Raw genomic sequence first — 19,228 nt, 5'->3', positions numbered from 1 at the left:
TATGATCAATATCACTTTTTTAAATCCAGAATTTTTTTGGTTGTTTTTACTACTTCCATTTGCTATGGGTTGGTATTTCTTTAAACGAAAAGAAGAAAAACCAACACTGACAATAAGTTCATTACAAGGTTTTAAAGCATCTAAATCGGTTTTACCAAAACTAAAACCAGTATTATTTACCATGAGATTATTGGTTTTAAGCGCATTAATTGTTGCGATGGCAAGACCAAGAACGGTCGATGTGAGTAACAAAAGAAATACTACAAATGGTATCGATATTGTAATTGCAACCGATGTTTCGGGAAGTATGCTCGCCAAAGATTTGAAACCAAATAGAATGGAAGCGTTAAAAAAAGTAGCTGCCAATTTTGTAGAAGCCAGAGTAAATGACAGAATAGGAATTGTGCTATATGCCGCCGAAGCCTACACAAAAACGCCTGTTACCAGTGACAAAGCAGTTGTTTTAGAAGCCATTAATACCATTCAATATGACAATGTTATACAAGACGGAACAGGAATAGGAATGGGATTAGCAACCGCAGTAAACCGACTAAAAGACAGTAAAGCCAAAAGCAAAATTGTAATTTTAATGACCGATGGGGTAAATAATGCAGGATTTATAGAACCTATAATGGCATCTGAAATTGCAAATGAATACGGAATAAAAGTATATACGATTGGAATAGGAACAAACGGAAATGCTATGTCTCCTTATGCTATTGGACCTAACGGAGATTTTCTTTACAAAATGATGCCTGTACAAGTAGACGAACAACTCATGAAAGATATTGCCAAAAAAACAGGCGGAAAATATTTTAGAGCACAAACCAATTCGAGCTTAGAAAGCATTTATAACGAAATCGATAAGCTAGAAAAAAATGAAGTTGAAGAATTAAAATTTGTTAACTATGATGAAAAATATAGACCATTAGTTTGGCTTGCAGGTTTATTATTATTAATAGAAATTATATTGCGAATCACCATTTTTAGAAGTTTCATATAAAGTATTAAAGTCAAAAGTTTAAATGTCATAAAGTCAAAAGTCTTTATACTAAATAAAAAATAAATGAGAATGTCGGATTTAAGTTTTAGAAAAAATCTAAAATCTTAGTTCTAAAATCTAAAATTGAATGGAATTAGACGAATCAAAATATTTATACTTATTATTTCTGCTACCTATTTTGGCTGCAATTTTCTTATATGTCGAATTCTGGAAAAGGAAAAAACAACGAGAATTTGGCGATTTAGAATTAGTGAAAAAGTTAAGTCCTGAGAAATCAAATTTTAAACCCGCATTAAAATTTGGTGTCGTTTTATTAGGAATAGCCATGCTTGTTTTAGGATTAGTTAATCCAAAAATTGGAACTAAAATCGAAAAAGTAAAACGAGAAGGAATAGATATTGTTTTTGCAATCGATATTTCTAAAAGTATGCTTTGCGAAGACATTGCACCAAGCAGATTAGAAAAAAGCAAGCAAGTTGTATCTCAAATCATCAATAATTTAGGAAGCGATCGTATAGGAATTATCGCTTATTCTGGAAGCGCATTTCCAGTTTTGCCCATCACAACCGATTATAATGTGGCCAAAATGTTTTTGCAAAGTATGAATCCAGGCATGATTTCATCACAAGGAAGTAATTTTGACGAAGCTATTAAATTATCTGAAAAATACTTTGAAGGTAGCCCAAATACTAGCAAATTGATGATTCTGATTACCGATGGTGAAGATCATTCTGGAGGAGCAGAAAATGCCGCAGAAGAAGCCAAGAAAATCGGAATGAAAATTATAACTATTGGAATAGGAACAACAGCTGGCGGACCAATTCCTAATAAGAAAAATGGTGTGATTGAAAGTTTTCATCGAGACAAAAGCACAGGCGAAGTTGTAATTACTAAACTGCGTCCAGAAGCATTAGAGGCTATTGCAAAATCAGCAAAAGGTGGTTACATAAACGGAAACAACACGAAAGAAGCAGTGAATTTTATCAAAAAATCACTCAATAATATTCAAAAAACAGAATTTGACGCTACAGAAGTAGCTAGTTTTCAAGCACAATTTCAATGGTTTTTAGGAATTGGATTTTTCTTATTATTATTAGACACTTTTTTATTGGAAAGAAAAACAAAATGGGTACAAAAATTGAATTTATTTAACGAGAAAAAGAAGAATTAATATGAAAAATATCATTTTAATATTGATGTCGTTTTTTTCTGTATCAATATTTTCACAGAAAAAAGACTTCGATTTGCCACAAGCTAACGAAAATTATGTAAAAAAAGAATATGCTTTGGCAGAATCTAATTACAGAGTTTCTAAAGCAAACAATAAGAAAAGAGCTGCAGCTTCGTATAATTTAGGGAACTCTATTTATAAACAAAACCAACCAACAGAAGCAAAATATGCTTATTCGAAAGCGATAGAAAACGCAAAAGGAAAACAACAAAAATTTAGTGCTTTTCATAATATTGGTAATGTTTTTATGAAAGAAAAAGATTATTCAAAAGCGGTAGAAGCTTATAAAAATGCACTTAGAAATAATCCGAAAGATGAGCAAACACGGTATAATTATGCTTTAGCCAAAAAAATGCTTAAAGACAATCCTCCTAAAAAAGACGACAAAAAGAAGGATGACAAAAAAGATAAAAAGGACGAACCAAAAGACGACAAGAAAGACAAGCCAAAAGAAGGTGATGACAAGAAAGACGATAAAGGAAAGCCGAAAAATGACAAGCAAAATGAGCAACCAAAACCACAACAAGGTGGCGCAAATCAGGAAAGAATGAAGAATTTGTTGGATGCGGTGAATAATGAAGAGAAGAAAACACAAGAAAAAGTAAACGGAAAAAAAGTAAAAGGTAAACCTATCGAAACCGATAAAGATTGGTAGATTTGGCTAAAAATCCGTTAAACGATTAAACAAGAAATGAAGAAATACATTATTATATTATTATTAACCTGTCAAGGGATTTTTGCGCAAGTGCAATTCGTAGCACAAGTCAGCAAAAATTCGTTGGGTATCAATGAGCGTCTTCGCATCGATTTTGTCATGAACGATGACGGAGATAATTTTAGCGCACCAGCCTTTGAAGGATTCAAAATCATTGGTGGTCCAAACCAATCAACAAGTTATCTTTGGGTTAATGGCCGAAAATCATTCGAAAAAACTTACTCTTATTATTTGTCGCCTACAAAAAAAGGAACTTTTTTAATCAAACAAGCTTCTATCGAAATAAACGGGCAGGTTTATAAAACCAATCCAATAAAAATCACCGTAGGAAATGCCGTTGCCGAAGAAAGAGATCCTTATAATCCATATTATCAGCAGCAACAGCAGCAATCTCAGGCTTATGCTGGGAAAAGTGGCGTCCAATTGGTCGCAGAAATTTCTAATCCAAATCCATATTTAAACGAACCAATTACGGTAGTTTACAAAATATATGTAAGCAACAGATCGGCAGTTGGTGGTTGGCAAGTGACGGATAATCCGAAATATAATAACTTTTGGAGTCAAAATATCGATGTGAAACAGCTTCAAATTCAGCAAGGAAAATTTAAAGGAGAAGATTATCGATATGCTGTTCTTAGAAAAACTGTTCTTTATCCACAAAAATCAGGGAAATTAGAAATCGAACCATTAACATTAGATGTAGAGGTCGAAGTTCCATCAAATGAAGTAGACTTTTTCGGAAGACCTATTATGACAACTTCCAATAAAAAAATATCGGCTGGAGCAAAAATCATCAATGTAAAACCATTGCCAGAATCAGGAAAACCAGAAGGATTTACTGGAGCAGTTGGAGTTTTTGATTTTAAAGTAACTCCATCGAAAACAAAATTAAAAAACGGAGAATCTCTCGATTTGAATGTAGTTGTTTCTGGAAAAGGAAATCTAAAATTATTTACTTTACCCAAACCTGTTGTGCCAAGTTCACTAGAAATGTACGATCCTGTGCATAAAGAAAATGTAACGACTCCGCTTTCGGGAATGGCGGGAAGTATTTCGGATTTATACACTATAATTCCGCAATATAAAGGCAATTATCCTATACAACCGCTTACTTTTTCGTATTTCGATTTGGCAAGTAAAACCTACAAAACAATTACTTCTCAGGAAATAAATATCGAAGTTCTTGATGGCCCAACAGCAGCAAATAACAATGCCGTTGCAAGTAATAATACGAATAAAACAAAAGTGGCTTCGAACGCAACTTTCGGATTTATAAAGTTAAAAACAGTTTTATCAGATGCTAAAAATATCGATTTTTTAGGCTCCCGATTGTTTTACGGATTGTTGTTCTTACCCTTTTTATTAATTCCAATTATAATGGTAATTCGCAAGAAAAAAGAAGCGATAGATAGCGATGTTGTTGGAAACAGAATTAAACTATCTAATAAATTAGCAAAGAAATATTTATCGGAAGCCAAAAATCAAATTGCAAATAAAGAACCGTTTTACATTGCTTTAGAAAAAGCCATGCACAACTTCCTCAAAGCAAAATTACATATCGAAACTTCGGAAATGAGCAAAGACAAAATAACCGAAATCTTATTGTCCAGAAATGCCAGCCCAGAAGATGTAAGTAGTTTTATAGCTTTGACAGAAAATTGTGAATTGGCAAGATATGCGCCATCAACAAGTGTAACTATCCAACAAGATTATAATAAAGCCGTTGAAATAATATCAATTTTAGAAAAACAAATTTCGTAATTGATAATGAATAATTTAAAATTGATAATTTTAAAAAATCCGTAAAATCAGCGTTTTCGATTTATTGAATCCGTGAAATCCGCGTTCCAAATGAAAAATATACTCTATATATTCCTTCTTATCACCCAAACATTTTGGGCACAAACTGCTTTCAATAAAGGAAATAATTTGTACCAAAAAGGGAATTATGAAGAAGCGATAACCGTTTACGAAAGTGTTGTAAAATCAGGAAAACAATCGGCCGAATTATACTTTAACTTAGGAAATTGTTATTATAAATTAAATAAAGTAGCACCCGCAATTTTTAATTTTGAAAAGGCTTTATTGCTAAATCCTAACGATACCGAAATTCAAAACAATCTCGATTTTGCTCAAAAAATGACGATCGATGAAGTTGTAGAAGTGCCCAAAGTAGGTTTTGCGAAAATCATAAGAGATTTCACTTCAAGTTTTCATTATGACACTTGGGCTTGGATAGCAATTGTATTTTCGGTATTCTTTTTAATCTGTTTTGTGGGTTATTATTTTTCGAATACCACAATGCTAAAAAGGATTTTCTTTACAACTATGCTTTTTGTATTGTTGTTTACCATCATGAGTGTTTTTGCAGGATTTTTCGAAAAAAATCAAAGCATTAATGACAGACCAGCTATTGTTTTTGCAGACATTACATCGGTAAAAAGCGAGCCAAAATCATCAGCTCAAGATGCTTTTGTGTTGCATGCAGGGACTAAAGTTTTTGTTTTAGAGAGTTTAAATAATTACAAAAAAATACAGCTTTTAGACCTAAAACAAGGTTGGATAGAAAAAAGTGCTATTAAGGAGTTGAAGTAAATTATTTGTTAAAATGTTGTTACAAACTAAAGGCAAGTACATTCCCGAACAACATACCGATTACATTTTTATAACAACAAACTCAGAGCTTGAAGTTTCTGTATGGTTTTACGTTTACATTTTAATATTAGTTATTGGAGTTTTTATTTATTTCAAAAACAGAAGAAAAAAATCATAACTAAACCGATTCTTTATCATTGGTAGCTTCCTCTTTCAAATCAGTAAACCAATTCGTTAATGTGGGCAATAAAGCTTCCGATGTATTTATACAAGTATTAAAAAGCAAAGAATTTTCCTGAGTTTCTTTAGAAACAATCATGTCGTTTATGTTCACTTTCTGAAACAAACTCAGCACAATTCCAATCAACAAAGCGGTTTTAATCGTTGCAAAAAGACCCCCTGCCAAAGTATTTGCACAACCTAAAAAAGCAAAACTTACAATGCCTGTAAAAACTTTAGCCAGCAAATGTATTGCAATTACAACAAGTAATAAAGTAAAAATAAATGCCGAAACTTTAATGGTTTTAGGAGACCAAGAAACATTTTTTTCTAAAACAGCAATTATTATATACGAGAATTTGATTGCAACAAAAATTCCAACAAAAAATGAAATCAAAGAAGCCAATTCTACAAAAAGTCCATTTTTGAAACCTTTGTAAAACCCAAAAACTAATAAAGCTCCCAGAACAATATCAATAATTCCCATAAATATATTTTTATCAAATATATCAAAATTGTTTATTACAAATACAACTCACTATCTTTGTAGCCAAGAAAATTTTGTTTTTAGAATAAATCTAAAATCTAAAATCTAAAATCTAAAATTAAAATGTCAAGAGATATACAACTCAAAGAACGCTGGGAACAGCTTGTAAACATATTATCAGATCAGTTTTCGCAAGGAGAAGATTTAGATTTAGACGCCATCATTTATTTAATTGGCGTACAAGAATTAGGAAAATTTCATCAAACTTATAAAAAAGATGAAAAATTAAACCTGATGCATATTGCCATTTGCCGTTTGCTAGAACCCTATGGTTACTACGAATTCGAATTTTTCGATAACGATGGTTGGCCACATTATAAGGTAAAAGAAGAGTTGCCACCACTAAAAGCAGGAGAACAATCGGTATTGATGAAAGATGCTATTGTAAACTACTTTTTAGAGAAAAAACTAATTGAATAAATTGGTGAAAATTCATTAAATTTGCACCTTTATTACCTGAACGATGACAGACAAGATTAAAGAATACATTGCCGAAGCAAAAGCCTTTTCGACACAAAACAAAGAAAAACTCGAAGAATTCCGAATCAAATTCTTAGGAAGCAAAGGATTGGTTAAAGATATTTTTGCCGAATTCAAAAACGTGCCAAACGATCAGAAAAAAGAATTTGGGCAAGTAATCAATTTACTAAAAACCATTGCAGAAGAAAAGGTAAAAACTATTCAGGAAGAACTAGAAAGCAAAGAAGAAATAAAAAGCTTCTATGGTGATTTGTCACGACCTTCAGAACCTATAAAAATAGGCTCTCGTCACCCAATATCTTTGGTAAAAAACCAAATAATCGACATCTTCTCTAACATCGGATTCAACGTTTCCGAAGGACCAGAAATTGAAGACGATTGGCATAATTTTACCGCATTAAACCTGCCAGAATATCATCCGGCACGCGATATGCAAGACACATTTTTCATACAAACCAATCCTGATATTTTACTCAGAACGCATACCTCATCGGTGCAAGTGCGTTATATGGAAAACAACAAACCGCCAATAAGAACTATTTCGCCAGGGCGTGTTTTTCGTAACGAAGCTGTTTCGTCGCGTTCTCACTGTATATTTCATCAAGTGGAAGGATTGTACATAGACAAAGACGTTTCCTTTGCCGATATGAAGCAAACTTTGTTATATTTTACCAAAGAAATGTTCGGAAAATCGAAAATCCGACTACGACCATCATATTTCCCGTTTACCGAACCAAGTGCCGAAATAGATATTTATTGGGGACTAAAAACCGAAACCGATTACCGAATCACAAAAGGAACGGGTTGGCTAGAAATAGGCGGTTGTGGCATGGTCGATCCCAATGTACTAAAAAATTGTGGTATCGATTCTGACGAATTCAACGGATTTGCCTTCGGAATGGGAATCGAAAGAATTGCCATGTTGCTTTATCAAATAGGCGATATTAGAATGTTTTACGAAAATGACGTTCGTTTCTTAGAACAATTCAAATCAAATATATAAATAGTCGAATGTCATAAAGTCAAATAGCAGTTTTTTTGATTTTATGACATTCGACTTTATAACATTATGACCAAATATGAAATCCGACATCAACATACCAACCGTAGAAAACGTTTTCCTTGCCGCTATTCAAGAATGGAGCGATGATTTTATGGAAAAAATTTGGAATATTTATCTCATAAATGATTCCGATTTTCAGCTCGATGGCGTTATGTTAGTCTCGAAAGCTTTTGGAACTATTGACGGCGAAATGAAAAAAACATCATCACTTCGTCACGCTTTTGTAGAAATACCACCAGTTTCGGTAAAAAAAGTCGAAATGATAGAAAAAAGTGTCCTAAGACTTAATAATGAGTTTATGGTGACTTACTTTATTGGAAATACTTTATATGATAAAAAATTTATTTTCAAAACTAATTTTGCAAACGATAATCCTCTAGAGGAAGTGCCAATTTTGTTTGTAGATGGTGTGATTATAAGGTGAATTATTTTTATAATACCATCAAATTACAACCGCGAATATCGGAATTATCGAAACGTCCTAAAATCTCGAACGTATTATTTGTGTATTTCTTGCCTAAATCCTGAGTGGCAATAAACGAACAGGAATTTATATTGGCTAAATCAATCACATTGACTCCACCAGTTTTTCCAGTTGCAATGTAAGTTAAGGCATCTTCGGTATCACGAACTAAGATTTGCATCCAATTAGGACATTCAAACACACCCTTTCCAAGAGAATAAGCTTGCGAAAGTAATTCGGTCATTCCGTATTCAGAATGTATCGCATTTACACCAAATCCATCGCAAAGCTGCTCATGTAATTCTTCTCGAATCATTTCTTTACGCTTGCCTTTCATACCACCAGTTTCCATGATAATGGTGTTGTTTAGGTTAAATTTCTGTTTTTCAACCAAATCTAACAAAGCATAAGTCACACCAATAAGGATTACGTTTTGTCCTTCATTATCTAAAGCAATCAATTTTTGGATTAAATCCTCGTGATTGTGCAGATAAAAGCCACTGTCAGAATTGTTTGATTGCTTTATCAAATCATCGACCATATAAATTAGCGAAGAACCATCGCGCTCTAAATACGATGGAAGCAATGCCAAAACCACATAATCTTCTATATTTCCGTAAAATTGTGAAAATGCATTGCGGTAACTGTCTTCATAGAAAGAAACATCAGTAACCAAATGTTTGCTGGTAATCATTCCTGTGGTTCCGCTACTGCTAAAAGTCGCTTCAATAGGATTTGAATTTGAAAGAACAGCATGGCTTTTGAAAAACTGAATAGGCAAAAATGGGATTTGTTGTATTGTTTTTACTTTATGAACTTCGGTTTTTAAGTAATTACAAAATTCATGATATACCCTATTGTTCTCGTATTGAGAACGAAAAGTTTTTAAAGCTATTTTCTCAAATTGCTTCTGATTTGAAATGCTAAATATATCGGTTGAAGAAATCAAGTCTTTTTTTTACAAAAATACATAAAATAAAAAAGCTCCAACGTAAATTGGAGCTTTCTAATATATTTTAAAAACGAATTACTCGATAACTAATTTTCTAGTAGCTGTTTTTTCAGATTCAGTAACTTTTACTACATAAACACCTTTTGCAAGATTTGCAACGTTTATTGGCGCATTTGTAACATTTGCAGAAAGAACTACTTTTCCTAAAACATTGTAAATTACTACAGTTTTTGTTTCAAAACTATCAGAAGTAATGTTTAATAAGTTTTTAGCAGGATTTGGGTAGATATTTAAACCGTTAATGTTTCCATACTCATTTCTAGATAAATTTTGAGGAGTTACATCTGCCCAAGTTTGTCCGATTCTAAATTCGTCAATTTCAACTTTTGGCGTAGCTGCAGTGTTTCTTAAGAAAATAGAAGCAAAAGCAGTAAATGTCCCTGTTCCTGAGTTATTGCTTACTGATCCTACTGGTTCAGTTGCTCCAAAACTTGCAGAAGAAGGATTAACCCATAAAGATGCAACAGTTGGAATAGCAGCTCTATCATATTTAACAACAACTAAATAAGTGGTCCCATACGCTAGGTCTGTTGCAAAATCAGTAAAAGTTGGAGTTCCTCCAGATATATTTTGTATACTTAATCTGTAGTTTGCACCAGTATTTGTTGAATAAACTCCAAGTCTAGCTCCCAAGGTAGTTACACTAATACCTGCAGTGGCTCCAATTCCAGTAAAATAGTTTGGAGTGGTTGTACTTAATTGAGAATTGTCTACAACATTTAGTAAAAGAGAATAATAGACTGTAGTTACAGAAGTAGTGATAGATCTGTTAATATCTCTAGGCACAGTCGCATTTGAACCTGGTAATAAAACTCTATTTCCAGTAGAAACTTGAAGCCCTGTATAGTTTAAACTTCCCGAAACCAAATCAATAGTACCCGTGTTTCCCGAAGTATTACTATGTGTTATCCAGTTGTTTACTGCAATTCCGTCTAATGGAGCAGTTACTCCAGAGTTTCCTCCTATGTTTCCTGGAACAGTATAATTAAAATCTTCATTTAAAATTGTTTGTCCAAAAGACAAAGTACAAGCTAATAAAGCTCCTAAAAAGTAAATTTTTTTCATTTTTCTATTTTTTAAATTTGGACTACAAAGATAGGCAGTAATTTCTTTAAGATAAAAGAAACCAATGTAAATAAAATATTAAATTTAAATAATCAGTAAATAATCAATTACTTGATAATCAGTTTTCTGGTAGCGCGTTGCTCGCCTTCCTTAATTTTTATAATATAGACACCTGGGGAAAGTGAAGACACATTCAATTCTTTAGTCGAAATTGTGAGTTGCATCACACGCTTTCCTAACACATCAAAAATTTCTATATCTTTAGGCGCAGTGGTTTTTGAAGTAATATAGACATGACCATTTCCTACTGGATTTGGATACACGTTTAGGCTGTCAAACTGTTGCTCTTGGTTTTTTGCGGACAATGAAGACTGCTTCCCGTCTTGAGCTAAGGCGCTCAACGAAAACAAAAGGCTAAATAATGTAATATAAATGTAGTTTTTCTTCATCTAAATGTATAATAATGTAAAGGTATAAAATTAATTCAAATACTGTACCAAAAATTACCTCAATTCTGTTTTAACATTTCATTATGTTTCAAACTCTAGTAAGTTTTAAATTTATCTTGTTTTTTGTTTATATTTGTTTTAACCTAAAAACTAAAAAATGTACGAATTTATTCAAAAATTTCACTCTGGCTGGGCATATTTAGCCTTATTACTTCTAGTTGTAGCTGTTATAAACAGTGCTTTGGGATTCTTTTCTAAAAGAAATTTTACCGCAAAAGACAAAAAAATCGCATTATTTGCACTTATGGTAACGCACATACAACTTACCGTAGGGTTGGTCTTGTATTTTCTGTCACCTTTGGGCCTGTCAGCTTTTGGTGATATGAAAAATGCCGCTTTGCGACTAACTTCTCTAGAGCATCCGTTAACTAATATTATAGCGATTGTCCTCATCACAATAGGCTGGTCTAAACACAAAAAGGCCTTAGAAGGTAAAAAGAAATTTAAAAATATTACCCTATTTTATGGTTTGGGATTGTTACTTATATTAAGTAGAATTCCGTGGTCATTGTGGTTTTAAATAATTTAAAAAAGTCCTATTTATTTAGGACTTTTTGTTTTTGGGTATGGTATTTGACAAGTGTGTAATAATAATTAATTAAAATTATGATGAAAGATAAATTTTTTCTGGTAATTACCACAACAATAGCGGCGATACTAATTTCTAATTTTTCGTTCAAAAAATTCGAAAAGCAATCTTTTTCCGTAAGACCAGTTCAAGATACTGTCAAGGTCGATACTATCGTGATAGACAGCCTACTTATAGAAGGCGATTTTACTTACAAACTGCACAAAAAGAAAGCCCACGCTTCGTATTACGCAAAAAAATTTCACGGAAAACGTACTGCAAGCGGTACTCGTTTCGATAATAACAAACTTACGGCTGCTCATAGAAAATTTGCTTTTGGAACCATACTTCGCATAACAAACGAGCGAAACGGAAAATATGTCATAGTTACAGTAACCGATCGCGGCCCTTTTGTAAAAGGTCGAGAAATAGATTTATCCCGACGCGCATTTATGCAAATAACCTCTAATAAAGGCGGAGGAGAAGTATCAGTAACTATTGAAGAAGTTATGAAGAAAAAGTAATTTTACCAATTTCCAAAAGGATTATTACTCAAATAAGCATTGTAATATCTATTATCGCCTGTAACTTCTTGACCTAACCAATTTGGTTTTTCGAAACTTTCATTTTCGGCAGATAGTTCTATTTCCGCAACAACCAAACCGTTGTTTTCTTCAGCAAAAACGTCAACTTCGTACGTGTGTTTTCCTGACGGGATTTCGTATCTAATTTTGTCAATCACGCCGTTTTCACAAATAGACAATAGTTTTTCGGCTTCTGCCAATGGGATTTCGGTTTCCCATTCCAATCTTGTCGTTCCTGAGTCATTTCCTTTGCCTTTTATAGTCAAAAAACCCTTGTTAGCTTTAATTCTTACCCGAACCGTTCGCTCAGGATTAGAGTTTAAGTAACCTTGTACGATTCTGTTTTCGGCAACAGCCAAAGCAATAAAATCATTATTTAAAACTAAAAACTTACGTTCTATTTCTATCATTTTTAGGAGCTATTTCCAGCTTTACACTACAATCTTTTTCTCTTGTTCTCGATACACCTCGCGAAAAAACGAGGAGCTCGAACTGACGAGAAAAAGGATTTCCGTTGCAATCTGGGCTATGGGTTTCGTTACCAAAGATATGATTTTTTAAAATCAAACTAATCCGTTTGTACATTCCGACGAAGAAACAATCTCACAGAATTAGCAAATGAGATTCTTCGTTCCTCAGAATGACAACTAGTTTTGATAATTTAACTAAAATGTAAAAACAAATAAATGATTTTTTGGAGGAATCATTTTTTAATAATTTGCGGGAATTTGTAAAATCTGTGTTTAAATTTGTACCATGTACGAAAATATACACCGAAAAATAATCCACATAGATATGGATGCATTTTATGCATCGGTCGAGCAAATGGACAATCCTGATCTAAAAGGAAAACCATTGGCTGTTGGCGGAAGCGAAATTCGCGGAGTGGTTTCGGCAGCAAGTTACGAAGCGCGTAAATTTGGAGTTCGTAGTGCTATGAGCGGTGCACAAGCTAGACGAAACTGTCCTGATTTAATTTTCGTTCCGCCTCGTTTTGATAGGTATAGAGAGATTTCTAAAAAAATTCAGAAGATATTTTATGAATATACGGATTTGGTAGAACCTTTATCGCTCGACGAAGCTTATCTAGATGTTACCCAAAACAAAAAAGGAAATCCTAGCGCGACACTTATTGCGCAAGAAATCAGAAAACGCATTTTCGATGAAGTTGGCCTAACGGCTTCGGCAGGAATATCGTCCAATAAATTTGTGGCAAAAATCGCTTCCGATTATAACAAACCCAACGGACAAAAAACCATCAATCCAGAAGAAATTGAAGATTTTCTGGAAGCTTTAGATATTAAAAAATTCTACGGAATTGGGAAAGTAACCACCGAAAAAATGTACCAACATGGAATTTTTACAGGAAAAGATTTAAAAAGAAAAACGACCGAATATCTCGAGGAACATTTTGGCAAAAGTGGCGCTCAATATTACAATATCGTTCGAGGCATTCACAACAGTGAAGTAAAACCCAACCGGACTACAAAATCGGTCGCTGCCGAACATACTTTTGACACCAATCTTACTTCCGAAATATTTATGTCCGAACGATTAGAACGAATTGCTGCCGAACTCGAACGAAGACTTCAAAAACACAAAATATCAGGAAAAACCATCACATTAAAGATAAAATACAGCGATTTTACCCAACAAACACGAAGTAAAACTTTACCTTATTTTGTGTCTGACAAAGGGATTATTTTTGAAACCGTCAAAGAATTATTATATCAAGAACGAATGAAAGATTCAGTGCGATTACTCGGGATTTCTCTCGCTAATTTGAATACGGAAATAAAAAAAACCGTAGTCGTGCAACTACGGTTTGAGTTTTAATTCTCTCTCTTTTCCGCAAAGGCGGAAATTTAGTTACTCAATTTCCGAAACCCTTAACGTATTTACCATTCCTTTGTCAGTTACTGGCATAGCTGCTAAGTTTATTAAGAAATCGCCTTTTTCTACAAAACCTTTTACACGAGCTATTTCGTTTACATCAATTACAGTATCATCGGTACTTACAAATTTGTCATAATAAAATGATTTTACACCCCAAAGCAAATTGAGTTGAGTAAGAATCCTTTTGTTAGATGTAAAAACTAAAATATGAGCCGATGGTCGCCATGCAGAAATCTGAAAAGCGGTATATCCGCTATTGGTTAAGGTACAAATTGCTTTTGCATTAATCACATTTGCCATAGTGGCAGCGTGGTGGCAAATTGTTTTTGTAATAAATCGGTTTGTTTTTATTTGAGGTGTGTTTTGCGGAACATGAATTAATGGAGAATCTTCAACAGCGTCAATAATTCTAGTCATTTGTTCGATAACCTGAACAGGATAATTCCCTACTGATGTTTCGCCAGAAAGCATTACGGCATCGGCACCATCCATAACAGAATTGGCAACATCATTTACCTCAGCACGAGTTGGCGTGAGACTTGTAATCATCGTTTCCATCATTTGTGTGGCAACAATTACTGGAATTCTAGCGGTTTTTGCTTTTAGTATTAAATCTTTTTGTACTAAAGGAACTTCGTGCGCGGGAAGTTCTACACCTAAATCGCCACGGGCAACCATCAAAGCATCGCAATGTGCGATAATTTTATCTATGTTTACTAATGCTTCGGGCATTTCTATTTTAGCTATTATTGGGATCTTATATTCCGAATTTTTAGCAATTAATTCCTGTAAATCTTGTAAATCTCTTGGTGTTTTTACAAAAGAAAGCGCAACCCAATCTAGTTTGTGTTCTATGGCGAATAAGGCGTCTTTAATATCTTTCTCGGTTAGTGCCGGTAACGAAATTTTGGTGTTTGGTAAATTTACTCCTTTTTTAGATTTTAGCGGCCCACCTTGAATCACCTTACAAATTACTTCAGTTTTTCTATTAGTCTCAATAGCCTCGAACATTAGTTTTCCGTCATCAAGAAGGATTTTTTCGCCTGGATTTACATCTTTTGGAAATTCTTTGTAGTTCATGTAAACTCTTTCAGCAGTTCCCGGAACATCTTCTGCGGTTTGAAAAGTGATTATATCCCCAGGATTTACCACCACATCTTCTTTCATCACACCTACTCTAAGTTTAGGGCCTTGCAAGTCGCCAAGAATAGCAGTTGTGTAACCAAACTCTTCGTTTAATCCTCGAATTATATCTATTTTAGATTTTACATCATCATAATCGGCATGCGAAAAATTAATTCTGAAGACATTTACTCCAGCTATAATCATATCGTTTATTACTTCTTTTGTGCTACATGCTGGACCAAGTGTGGCTACAATTTTAGTTTTTTTATTTGTTGGCATTTCTTAAAAAATTAAATTATTTTTTGATTTTATTTCGTTTGCATTTATTTCATAAACGGCACTTATAGAATCAATTTTGTTTATTTTGCTTATAATATCTTTTATTTTATACTGAGAATCATGTTCTATTTTTAGAAAAAAATCTACTTTTTTTAGTTCAGAAACCAAAGAAACTCGTCTTGTGAAATTTTTATTTTCAAATAAATTTGCAGGCAAATTCTGAACAGGCAAATCTATTTTTTGTTTGTTTTGAATTAAATCCCAAACGACCATTTTTTCTTCATCATCATAAGTAAAACGAGAAAAATATGTCAGTTTTTCCTGAATCTCCACAGGGATTTCATTTTCGTTTTTACTAAGCGAAATAATCAGTTTCTGGTTTAGTTTGAATGCTAATTTATAATCTTCTTGTACCGTATGAATGGCAATTAAGTTATAATCAACTTGATCAAAATCCTCGAGATGTAATTTATGAATCGCCATAAAACACTAAAAAAATAAGATGTAAAGATAGCGTTTCTATCATTTAAAAACCACTTAACAAATTAGGTTTTTGTTAAATTTATGAATGACGATCTTCTAATTTTAATTGTTTTTTATTTAAAATGAAGATTCAAAATGAAAAGTGAAACTTAATTTGGTTTAAAAATTTCTCTAAACTGATATAATATTCTTTCTAATAATCGTAAGTCTTCCGTAATAATTTCGGCAGAACCTTTCATTTCTTGCTGAAATGGAATTTGTTTTCTATAGGATGTTTGCAAGCCTTTTGGCAAAATTACATCTATTAATAAATTGCCATCTTTGTCTGGAACAAGAGAAATGTTTTTCACTTCCCCTTTTAGAACACCAAATTCTCTATCAGGAAAATTTGCCAAACGAGTATTTACTTGTTGTCCAATTTCTATCTTACCTGAATTTAAGGCTGGTGCTTTCACTTTTCCTACAAAACCTTTTTGAGTCGTTGGAATAATCGAGAACACATTATCTCCTGAAATTATGGTTTGATTTTCTGTCCAAACTTGTAAAAAGGTAACTTCTCCAGCAATAGAAGATTTTAAAGTGTAGTTCAATTCCCAATCTTTTATAGCTTTTTTTAGTTTGTGAGTACTTTGAGATTAGTTTAAGTGATTTTTTTGTTCTGGTAGAAAAATAGCACCATTTATTTTGAAGTTGAAAATGGAAATTGAAAAGTTGCGCTTAATTACTTACTTCCCATCTATTTTTGTTTGAAATGCAAAATATGCTCTTTTTGATGCTATTTCTTCGGCTTTCTTTTTTGATGTTGCTCGAGCTTTTGCAATAACTTTACCATCAATACTTAATTTTACAGCGAAATATTTTAGTTTTCCTGCATCGTCGTCTTCATAAATATCATAGTGAAATTGTCTTTTTTCTTTCTGACACCATTCTATGAGTAAACTTTTGTAGCTAATAACTTTACCCTCCAATTTATCAATATCCACATACGGTTTGATGACTTTTTTATGGATGAATTTTTCGCAGTACGCAAAACCTCTATCAAGATAAATTGCTCCAATAAATGCTTCAAAAAGATTTCCGTGTATATTTTCTCCAAAATTTTGAAGCGTAACTTTACTTTCTAAAAACTGAATCAGATTAAGGTCTTTTCCTAACTCGTTTAGGTGTTCTCGGCTTACAATTTTAGATCGCATTTTAGTCAAATAACCTTCGTCACCGGTAGGAACCATGTTGAATAAATGAGCCGCGATAACGCTTCCCAGCATAGCATCACCCATAAACTCTAATCGCTCATAATTCATTGGGTTTCCTTTTTCATCTAATTTATTCATCGATCGATGTGTAAATGCTTTGCGAAAATGAATAAGATTTGAAGGTTTAAATCCTAATATTTTTTCAAGTTTATCAAAAAAAAGCCCGTCCTCTGGAGAACGGGAATTTGAAAATATTTTTTTAATAATACTCATACGAGATATTAGACTAATTTTTTGAACAAAACACAAGCATTATGACCACCAAAACCAAAAGTATTACTCATAGCCACTTTTACGTCTCTTTTTTGAGCGATATTTAGTGTTAAGTTTAATTCTGGGTTAATGTTTTCGTCGATAGTAGTGTGGTTTATTGTAGGAGGAACTATACCGTGTTTAATAGATAATATAGAAGCAATAGCTTCTATAGCACCAGCAGCACCAAGCAAATGTCCTGTCATCGATTTTGTCGAATTGATATTTATATTTTTAGCATGAGCCCCAAAAACATGACTTATCGCTTTCAATTCGGCAACATCACCAAGCGGAGTTGATGTTCCATGTGTATTTATGTGATCTACATCTTCAGGCTTCATTCCTGCATCACGAAGTGTGTTGTTCATTACCGCAATTACACCCAATCCTTCAGGATGCGGTGCGGTTAAGTGATAAGCATCAGATGACATTCCACCACCACCTACTTCACAATATATTTTTGCACCACGGGCTTTTGCGTGTTCATATTCTTCTAAAACTAATGCTCCAGCGCCTTCGCCAAGAACAAATCCGTCACGTGTTGCGTCAAATGGTCTTGAAGCAGTTTCTGGACTTTCATTTCTAGTAGATAATGCTTGCATCGAATTAAATCCGCCCATTCCTGCAATAGTTACAGCAGCTTCTGAACCACCAGAAATGATGATGTCACACATTCCCAATCGAATGTAATTGAAAGCGTCAATTAATGCGTTTGCAGAAGAAGCACAAGCAGAAACCGTAGTATAATTTGGACCCATAAAGCCATTTCTCATAGAAATATGAGCAGGTGCAATATCGGCAATCATTTTTGGGATAAAGAAAGGATTAAATCTTGGTGTTCCGTCGCCTTTAGCATAACTTAAAACTTCTTCTTGAAAAGTTTCTAGTCCGCCTATTCCAGCTCCCCAAATAACGCCAACTCTGTGTTTGTCCACATTGGTATCGGTTATTCCAGCATCTTTTATAGCCTCTTCACTCGCAGCAACAGCATATTGAGCAAATTTATCCATTCTTCTGGCTTCTTTGCGATCCATAAAATCTTCAATATTGAAGTTTTTTATCTCGCAAGCAAACTTGGTTTTGTGCTTTTCGGTATCATAATAAGTGATTGGAGCAGCACCGCTTTTTCCACTTATTAGTGCGTCCCAATATTCTTGAATATTATTCCCAATTGGTGTAAGAGCACCTAATCCTGTTACTACTACTCGCTTTAATTGCATAGTTTAGTTCGTTTTGTTTAATATAAAAAAACCCAAAGCACTTTTAATTATTACTAAAAGAAACAATGGGGTATTACATAAATATTTTTATGATTGTAATACAATCAATGTTTTTTACAAATCTACAAAAGATTTTAAAGACATTAAAAAATAAAAAAACATCTGCAAGCTATTTCACTTACAGATGTTTGAAAATATTATTTTTTAGCTTCTTCGATGTAAGAAATTGCTTGACCTACCGTAGCAATGTTTTCAGCTTGGTCATCTGGAATTTGAATATCAAATTCTTTTTCGAACTCCATTATTAGCTCAACAGTGTCTAATGAATCAGCTCCTAAATCGTTTGTGAAGCTTGCTTCTGTTACAACTTCGTTTTCGTCAACGCCTAATTTGTCTACGATAATCGCTTTTACTCTTGATGCAATGTCTGACATAATCTTTAATTTTAAATTTTAATTGATGGCAAAAATAAAAAACTTTATCTTAAAACCACATTTTAGTTAATAAATCTGACTACGAATTTAAAAAAATATTTTCACAAAGAGCAATTATTTTTATTTATTATCATTTATTATTCTTTTTTTTGCGTAATATAAATTACCGTATAAATGAAAAAGGTTGTAATATTTGCTTCTGGATCGGGTTCTAACGCCGAAAATATCATCC

General features: G+C 33.2%; 22 protein-coding genes. 11 read left to right on the top strand and 11 right to left on the bottom strand.

The features are described from left to right. Position 1: 1 nt before the first annotated feature. The 5 genes from ACH2BG_RS05430 to ACH2BG_RS05410 all read left to right on the top strand — a co-directional run bounded on the left by ACH2BG_RS05430 (position 2) and on the right by ACH2BG_RS05410 (position 5,544). The gene (locus ACH2BG_RS05430) at positions 2-1,003 is read left to right on the top strand and encodes a VWA domain-containing protein (protein WP_395046701.1); all 1,002 of its coding nucleotides are present in this window, start codon (positions 2-4) and stop codon (positions 1,001-1,003) included. Positions 1,004-1,130: 127 nt separating this feature from the next. Continuing rightward, the gene (locus tag ACH2BG_RS05425) at positions 1,131-2,174 is read left to right on the top strand and encodes a VWA domain-containing protein (protein ID WP_395046700.1); all 1,044 of its coding nucleotides are present in this window, start codon (positions 1,131-1,133) and stop codon (positions 2,172-2,174) included. A 1-nt stretch (position 2,175) separates the two neighbouring features. Then, entirely contained in the window at positions 2,176-2,889 is a 714-nt protein-coding gene (locus ACH2BG_RS05420; RefSeq protein ID WP_395046699.1) for a tetratricopeptide repeat protein, read from the top strand. 36 nt (positions 2,890-2,925) lie between these two features. Beyond that, positions 2,926-4,710, top strand: a complete 1,785-nt coding sequence (locus ACH2BG_RS05415) for a BatD family protein (protein ID WP_395046698.1) — start codon at positions 2,926-2,928, stop codon at positions 4,708-4,710. 90 nt (positions 4,711-4,800) lie between these two features. Continuing rightward, positions 4,801-5,544 carry a tetratricopeptide repeat protein gene (locus ACH2BG_RS05410; RefSeq protein WP_395046697.1) on the top strand — a complete coding sequence of 248 codons (744 nt, stop codon included), beginning with the start codon at positions 4,801-4,803 and terminating at the stop codon, positions 5,542-5,544. A 178-nt stretch (positions 5,545-5,722) separates the two neighbouring features. On the opposite strand, the gene ACH2BG_RS05405 is transcribed toward ACH2BG_RS05410, so the two are convergent. Further along, on the bottom strand, positions 5,723-6,250 hold the full coding sequence (locus tag ACH2BG_RS05405) for a CvpA family protein (RefSeq protein WP_395046696.1): 528 nt from the start codon (positions 6,248-6,250) through the stop codon (positions 5,723-5,725). A gap of 123 nt (positions 6,251-6,373) precedes the next feature. Here ACH2BG_RS05405 and ACH2BG_RS05400 point away from each other — a divergent pair, with 123 nt between their 5' ends. The 3 genes from ACH2BG_RS05400 to ACH2BG_RS05390 all read left to right on the top strand — a co-directional run bounded on the left by ACH2BG_RS05400 (position 6,374) and on the right by ACH2BG_RS05390 (position 8,277). Next, the gene (locus ACH2BG_RS05400; protein ID WP_395046695.1) at positions 6,374-6,730 is read left to right on the top strand and encodes a hypothetical protein; all 357 of its coding nucleotides are present in this window, start codon (positions 6,374-6,376) and stop codon (positions 6,728-6,730) included. A 43-nt stretch (positions 6,731-6,773) separates the two neighbouring features. Next, positions 6,774-7,793, top strand: a complete 1,020-nt coding sequence (gene pheS / locus ACH2BG_RS05395; RefSeq protein ID WP_395046694.1) for a phenylalanine--tRNA ligase subunit alpha — start codon at positions 6,774-6,776, stop codon at positions 7,791-7,793. Between the two features lie 76 nt (positions 7,794-7,869). Further along, positions 7,870-8,277 (top strand): hypothetical protein, encoded by a 408-nt coding sequence (locus ACH2BG_RS05390; RefSeq protein WP_395046693.1) that lies wholly within the window; start codon positions 7,870-7,872, stop codon positions 8,275-8,277. A gap of 7 nt (positions 8,278-8,284) precedes the next feature. Here the strand turns inward: ACH2BG_RS05390 and ACH2BG_RS05385 are convergent, their stop codons facing one another. The 3 genes from ACH2BG_RS05385 to ACH2BG_RS05375 all read right to left on the bottom strand — a co-directional run bounded on the left by ACH2BG_RS05385 (position 8,285) and on the right by ACH2BG_RS05375 (position 10,842). After that, entirely contained in the window at positions 8,285-9,265 is a 981-nt protein-coding gene (locus ACH2BG_RS05385; RefSeq protein WP_395046692.1) for an acyl transferase, read from the bottom strand. A 78-nt stretch (positions 9,266-9,343) separates the two neighbouring features. After that, positions 9,344-10,393: a T9SS type A sorting domain-containing protein gene (locus ACH2BG_RS05380; RefSeq protein WP_395046691.1), complete on the bottom strand. Its 1,050-nt coding sequence runs from the start codon at positions 10,391-10,393 to the stop codon at positions 9,344-9,346. Between the two features lie 107 nt (positions 10,394-10,500). After that, positions 10,501-10,842: a T9SS type A sorting domain-containing protein gene (locus tag ACH2BG_RS05375; RefSeq protein ID WP_395046690.1), complete on the bottom strand. Its 342-nt coding sequence runs from the start codon at positions 10,840-10,842 to the stop codon at positions 10,501-10,503. 157 nt (positions 10,843-10,999) lie between these two features. Here ACH2BG_RS05375 and ACH2BG_RS05370 point away from each other — a divergent pair, with 157 nt between their 5' ends. Further along, positions 11,000-11,422 carry a hypothetical protein gene (locus ACH2BG_RS05370; RefSeq protein ID WP_395046689.1) on the top strand — a complete coding sequence of 141 codons (423 nt, stop codon included), beginning with the start codon at positions 11,000-11,002 and terminating at the stop codon, positions 11,420-11,422. Positions 11,423-11,508: 86 nt separating this feature from the next. Beyond that, complete coding sequence (locus ACH2BG_RS05365; protein ID WP_395046688.1) at positions 11,509-11,994, top strand: septal ring lytic transglycosylase RlpA family protein; 486 nt, start codon at positions 11,509-11,511, stop codon at positions 11,992-11,994. 2 nt (positions 11,995-11,996) lie between these two features. Here the strand turns inward: ACH2BG_RS05365 and ACH2BG_RS05360 are convergent, their stop codons facing one another. Beyond that, positions 11,997-12,464, bottom strand: a complete 468-nt coding sequence (locus tag ACH2BG_RS05360) for a CYTH domain-containing protein (protein ID WP_395046687.1) — start codon at positions 12,462-12,464, stop codon at positions 11,997-11,999. A 346-nt stretch (positions 12,465-12,810) separates the two neighbouring features. Here ACH2BG_RS05360 and dinB point away from each other — a divergent pair, with 346 nt between their 5' ends. Next, positions 12,811-13,890 (top strand): DNA polymerase IV, encoded by a 1,080-nt coding sequence (gene dinB / locus ACH2BG_RS05355; protein WP_395046686.1) that lies wholly within the window; start codon positions 12,811-12,813, stop codon positions 13,888-13,890. 33 nt (positions 13,891-13,923) lie between these two features. Here dinB and pyk read toward each other — a convergent pair whose 3' ends face one another. The 6 genes from pyk to ACH2BG_RS05325 form a co-directional block, all read right to left on the bottom strand. Beyond that, positions 13,924-15,354 (bottom strand): pyruvate kinase, encoded by a 1,431-nt coding sequence (pyk, locus tag ACH2BG_RS05350; protein ID WP_395046685.1) that lies wholly within the window; start codon positions 15,352-15,354, stop codon positions 13,924-13,926. A 3-nt stretch (positions 15,355-15,357) separates the two neighbouring features. Then, on the bottom strand, positions 15,358-15,837 hold the full coding sequence (locus ACH2BG_RS05345) for an IPExxxVDY family protein (protein WP_395046684.1): 480 nt from the start codon (positions 15,835-15,837) through the stop codon (positions 15,358-15,360). Between the two features lie 149 nt (positions 15,838-15,986). Further along, positions 15,987-16,427, bottom strand: a complete 441-nt coding sequence (locus tag ACH2BG_RS05340) for an HlyD family secretion protein (RefSeq protein ID WP_395046683.1) — start codon at positions 16,425-16,427, stop codon at positions 15,987-15,989. A gap of 135 nt (positions 16,428-16,562) precedes the next feature. After that, entirely contained in the window at positions 16,563-17,303 is a 741-nt protein-coding gene (gene rnc, locus ACH2BG_RS05335; RefSeq protein WP_395046682.1) for a ribonuclease III, read from the bottom strand. An 8-nt stretch (positions 17,304-17,311) separates the two neighbouring features. Continuing rightward, positions 17,312-18,562: a beta-ketoacyl-ACP synthase II gene (gene fabF, locus ACH2BG_RS05330; RefSeq protein WP_395046681.1), complete on the bottom strand. Its 1,251-nt coding sequence runs from the start codon at positions 18,560-18,562 to the stop codon at positions 17,312-17,314. Between the two features lie 197 nt (positions 18,563-18,759). Further along, the gene (locus tag ACH2BG_RS05325) at positions 18,760-18,996 is read right to left on the bottom strand and encodes an acyl carrier protein (RefSeq protein WP_007137004.1); all 237 of its coding nucleotides are present in this window, start codon (positions 18,994-18,996) and stop codon (positions 18,760-18,762) included. Positions 18,997-19,228 lie beyond the last annotated feature (232 nt).

Source organism: Flavobacterium sp. (assembly GCF_043779715.1).
Taxonomy (GTDB): Bacteria; Bacteroidota; Bacteroidia; order Flavobacteriales; family Flavobacteriaceae; genus Flavobacterium.
The sequence above is the reverse complement of the archived record's forward strand: the minus strand, read 5'-3'. Positions and strand labels throughout refer to the sequence as shown.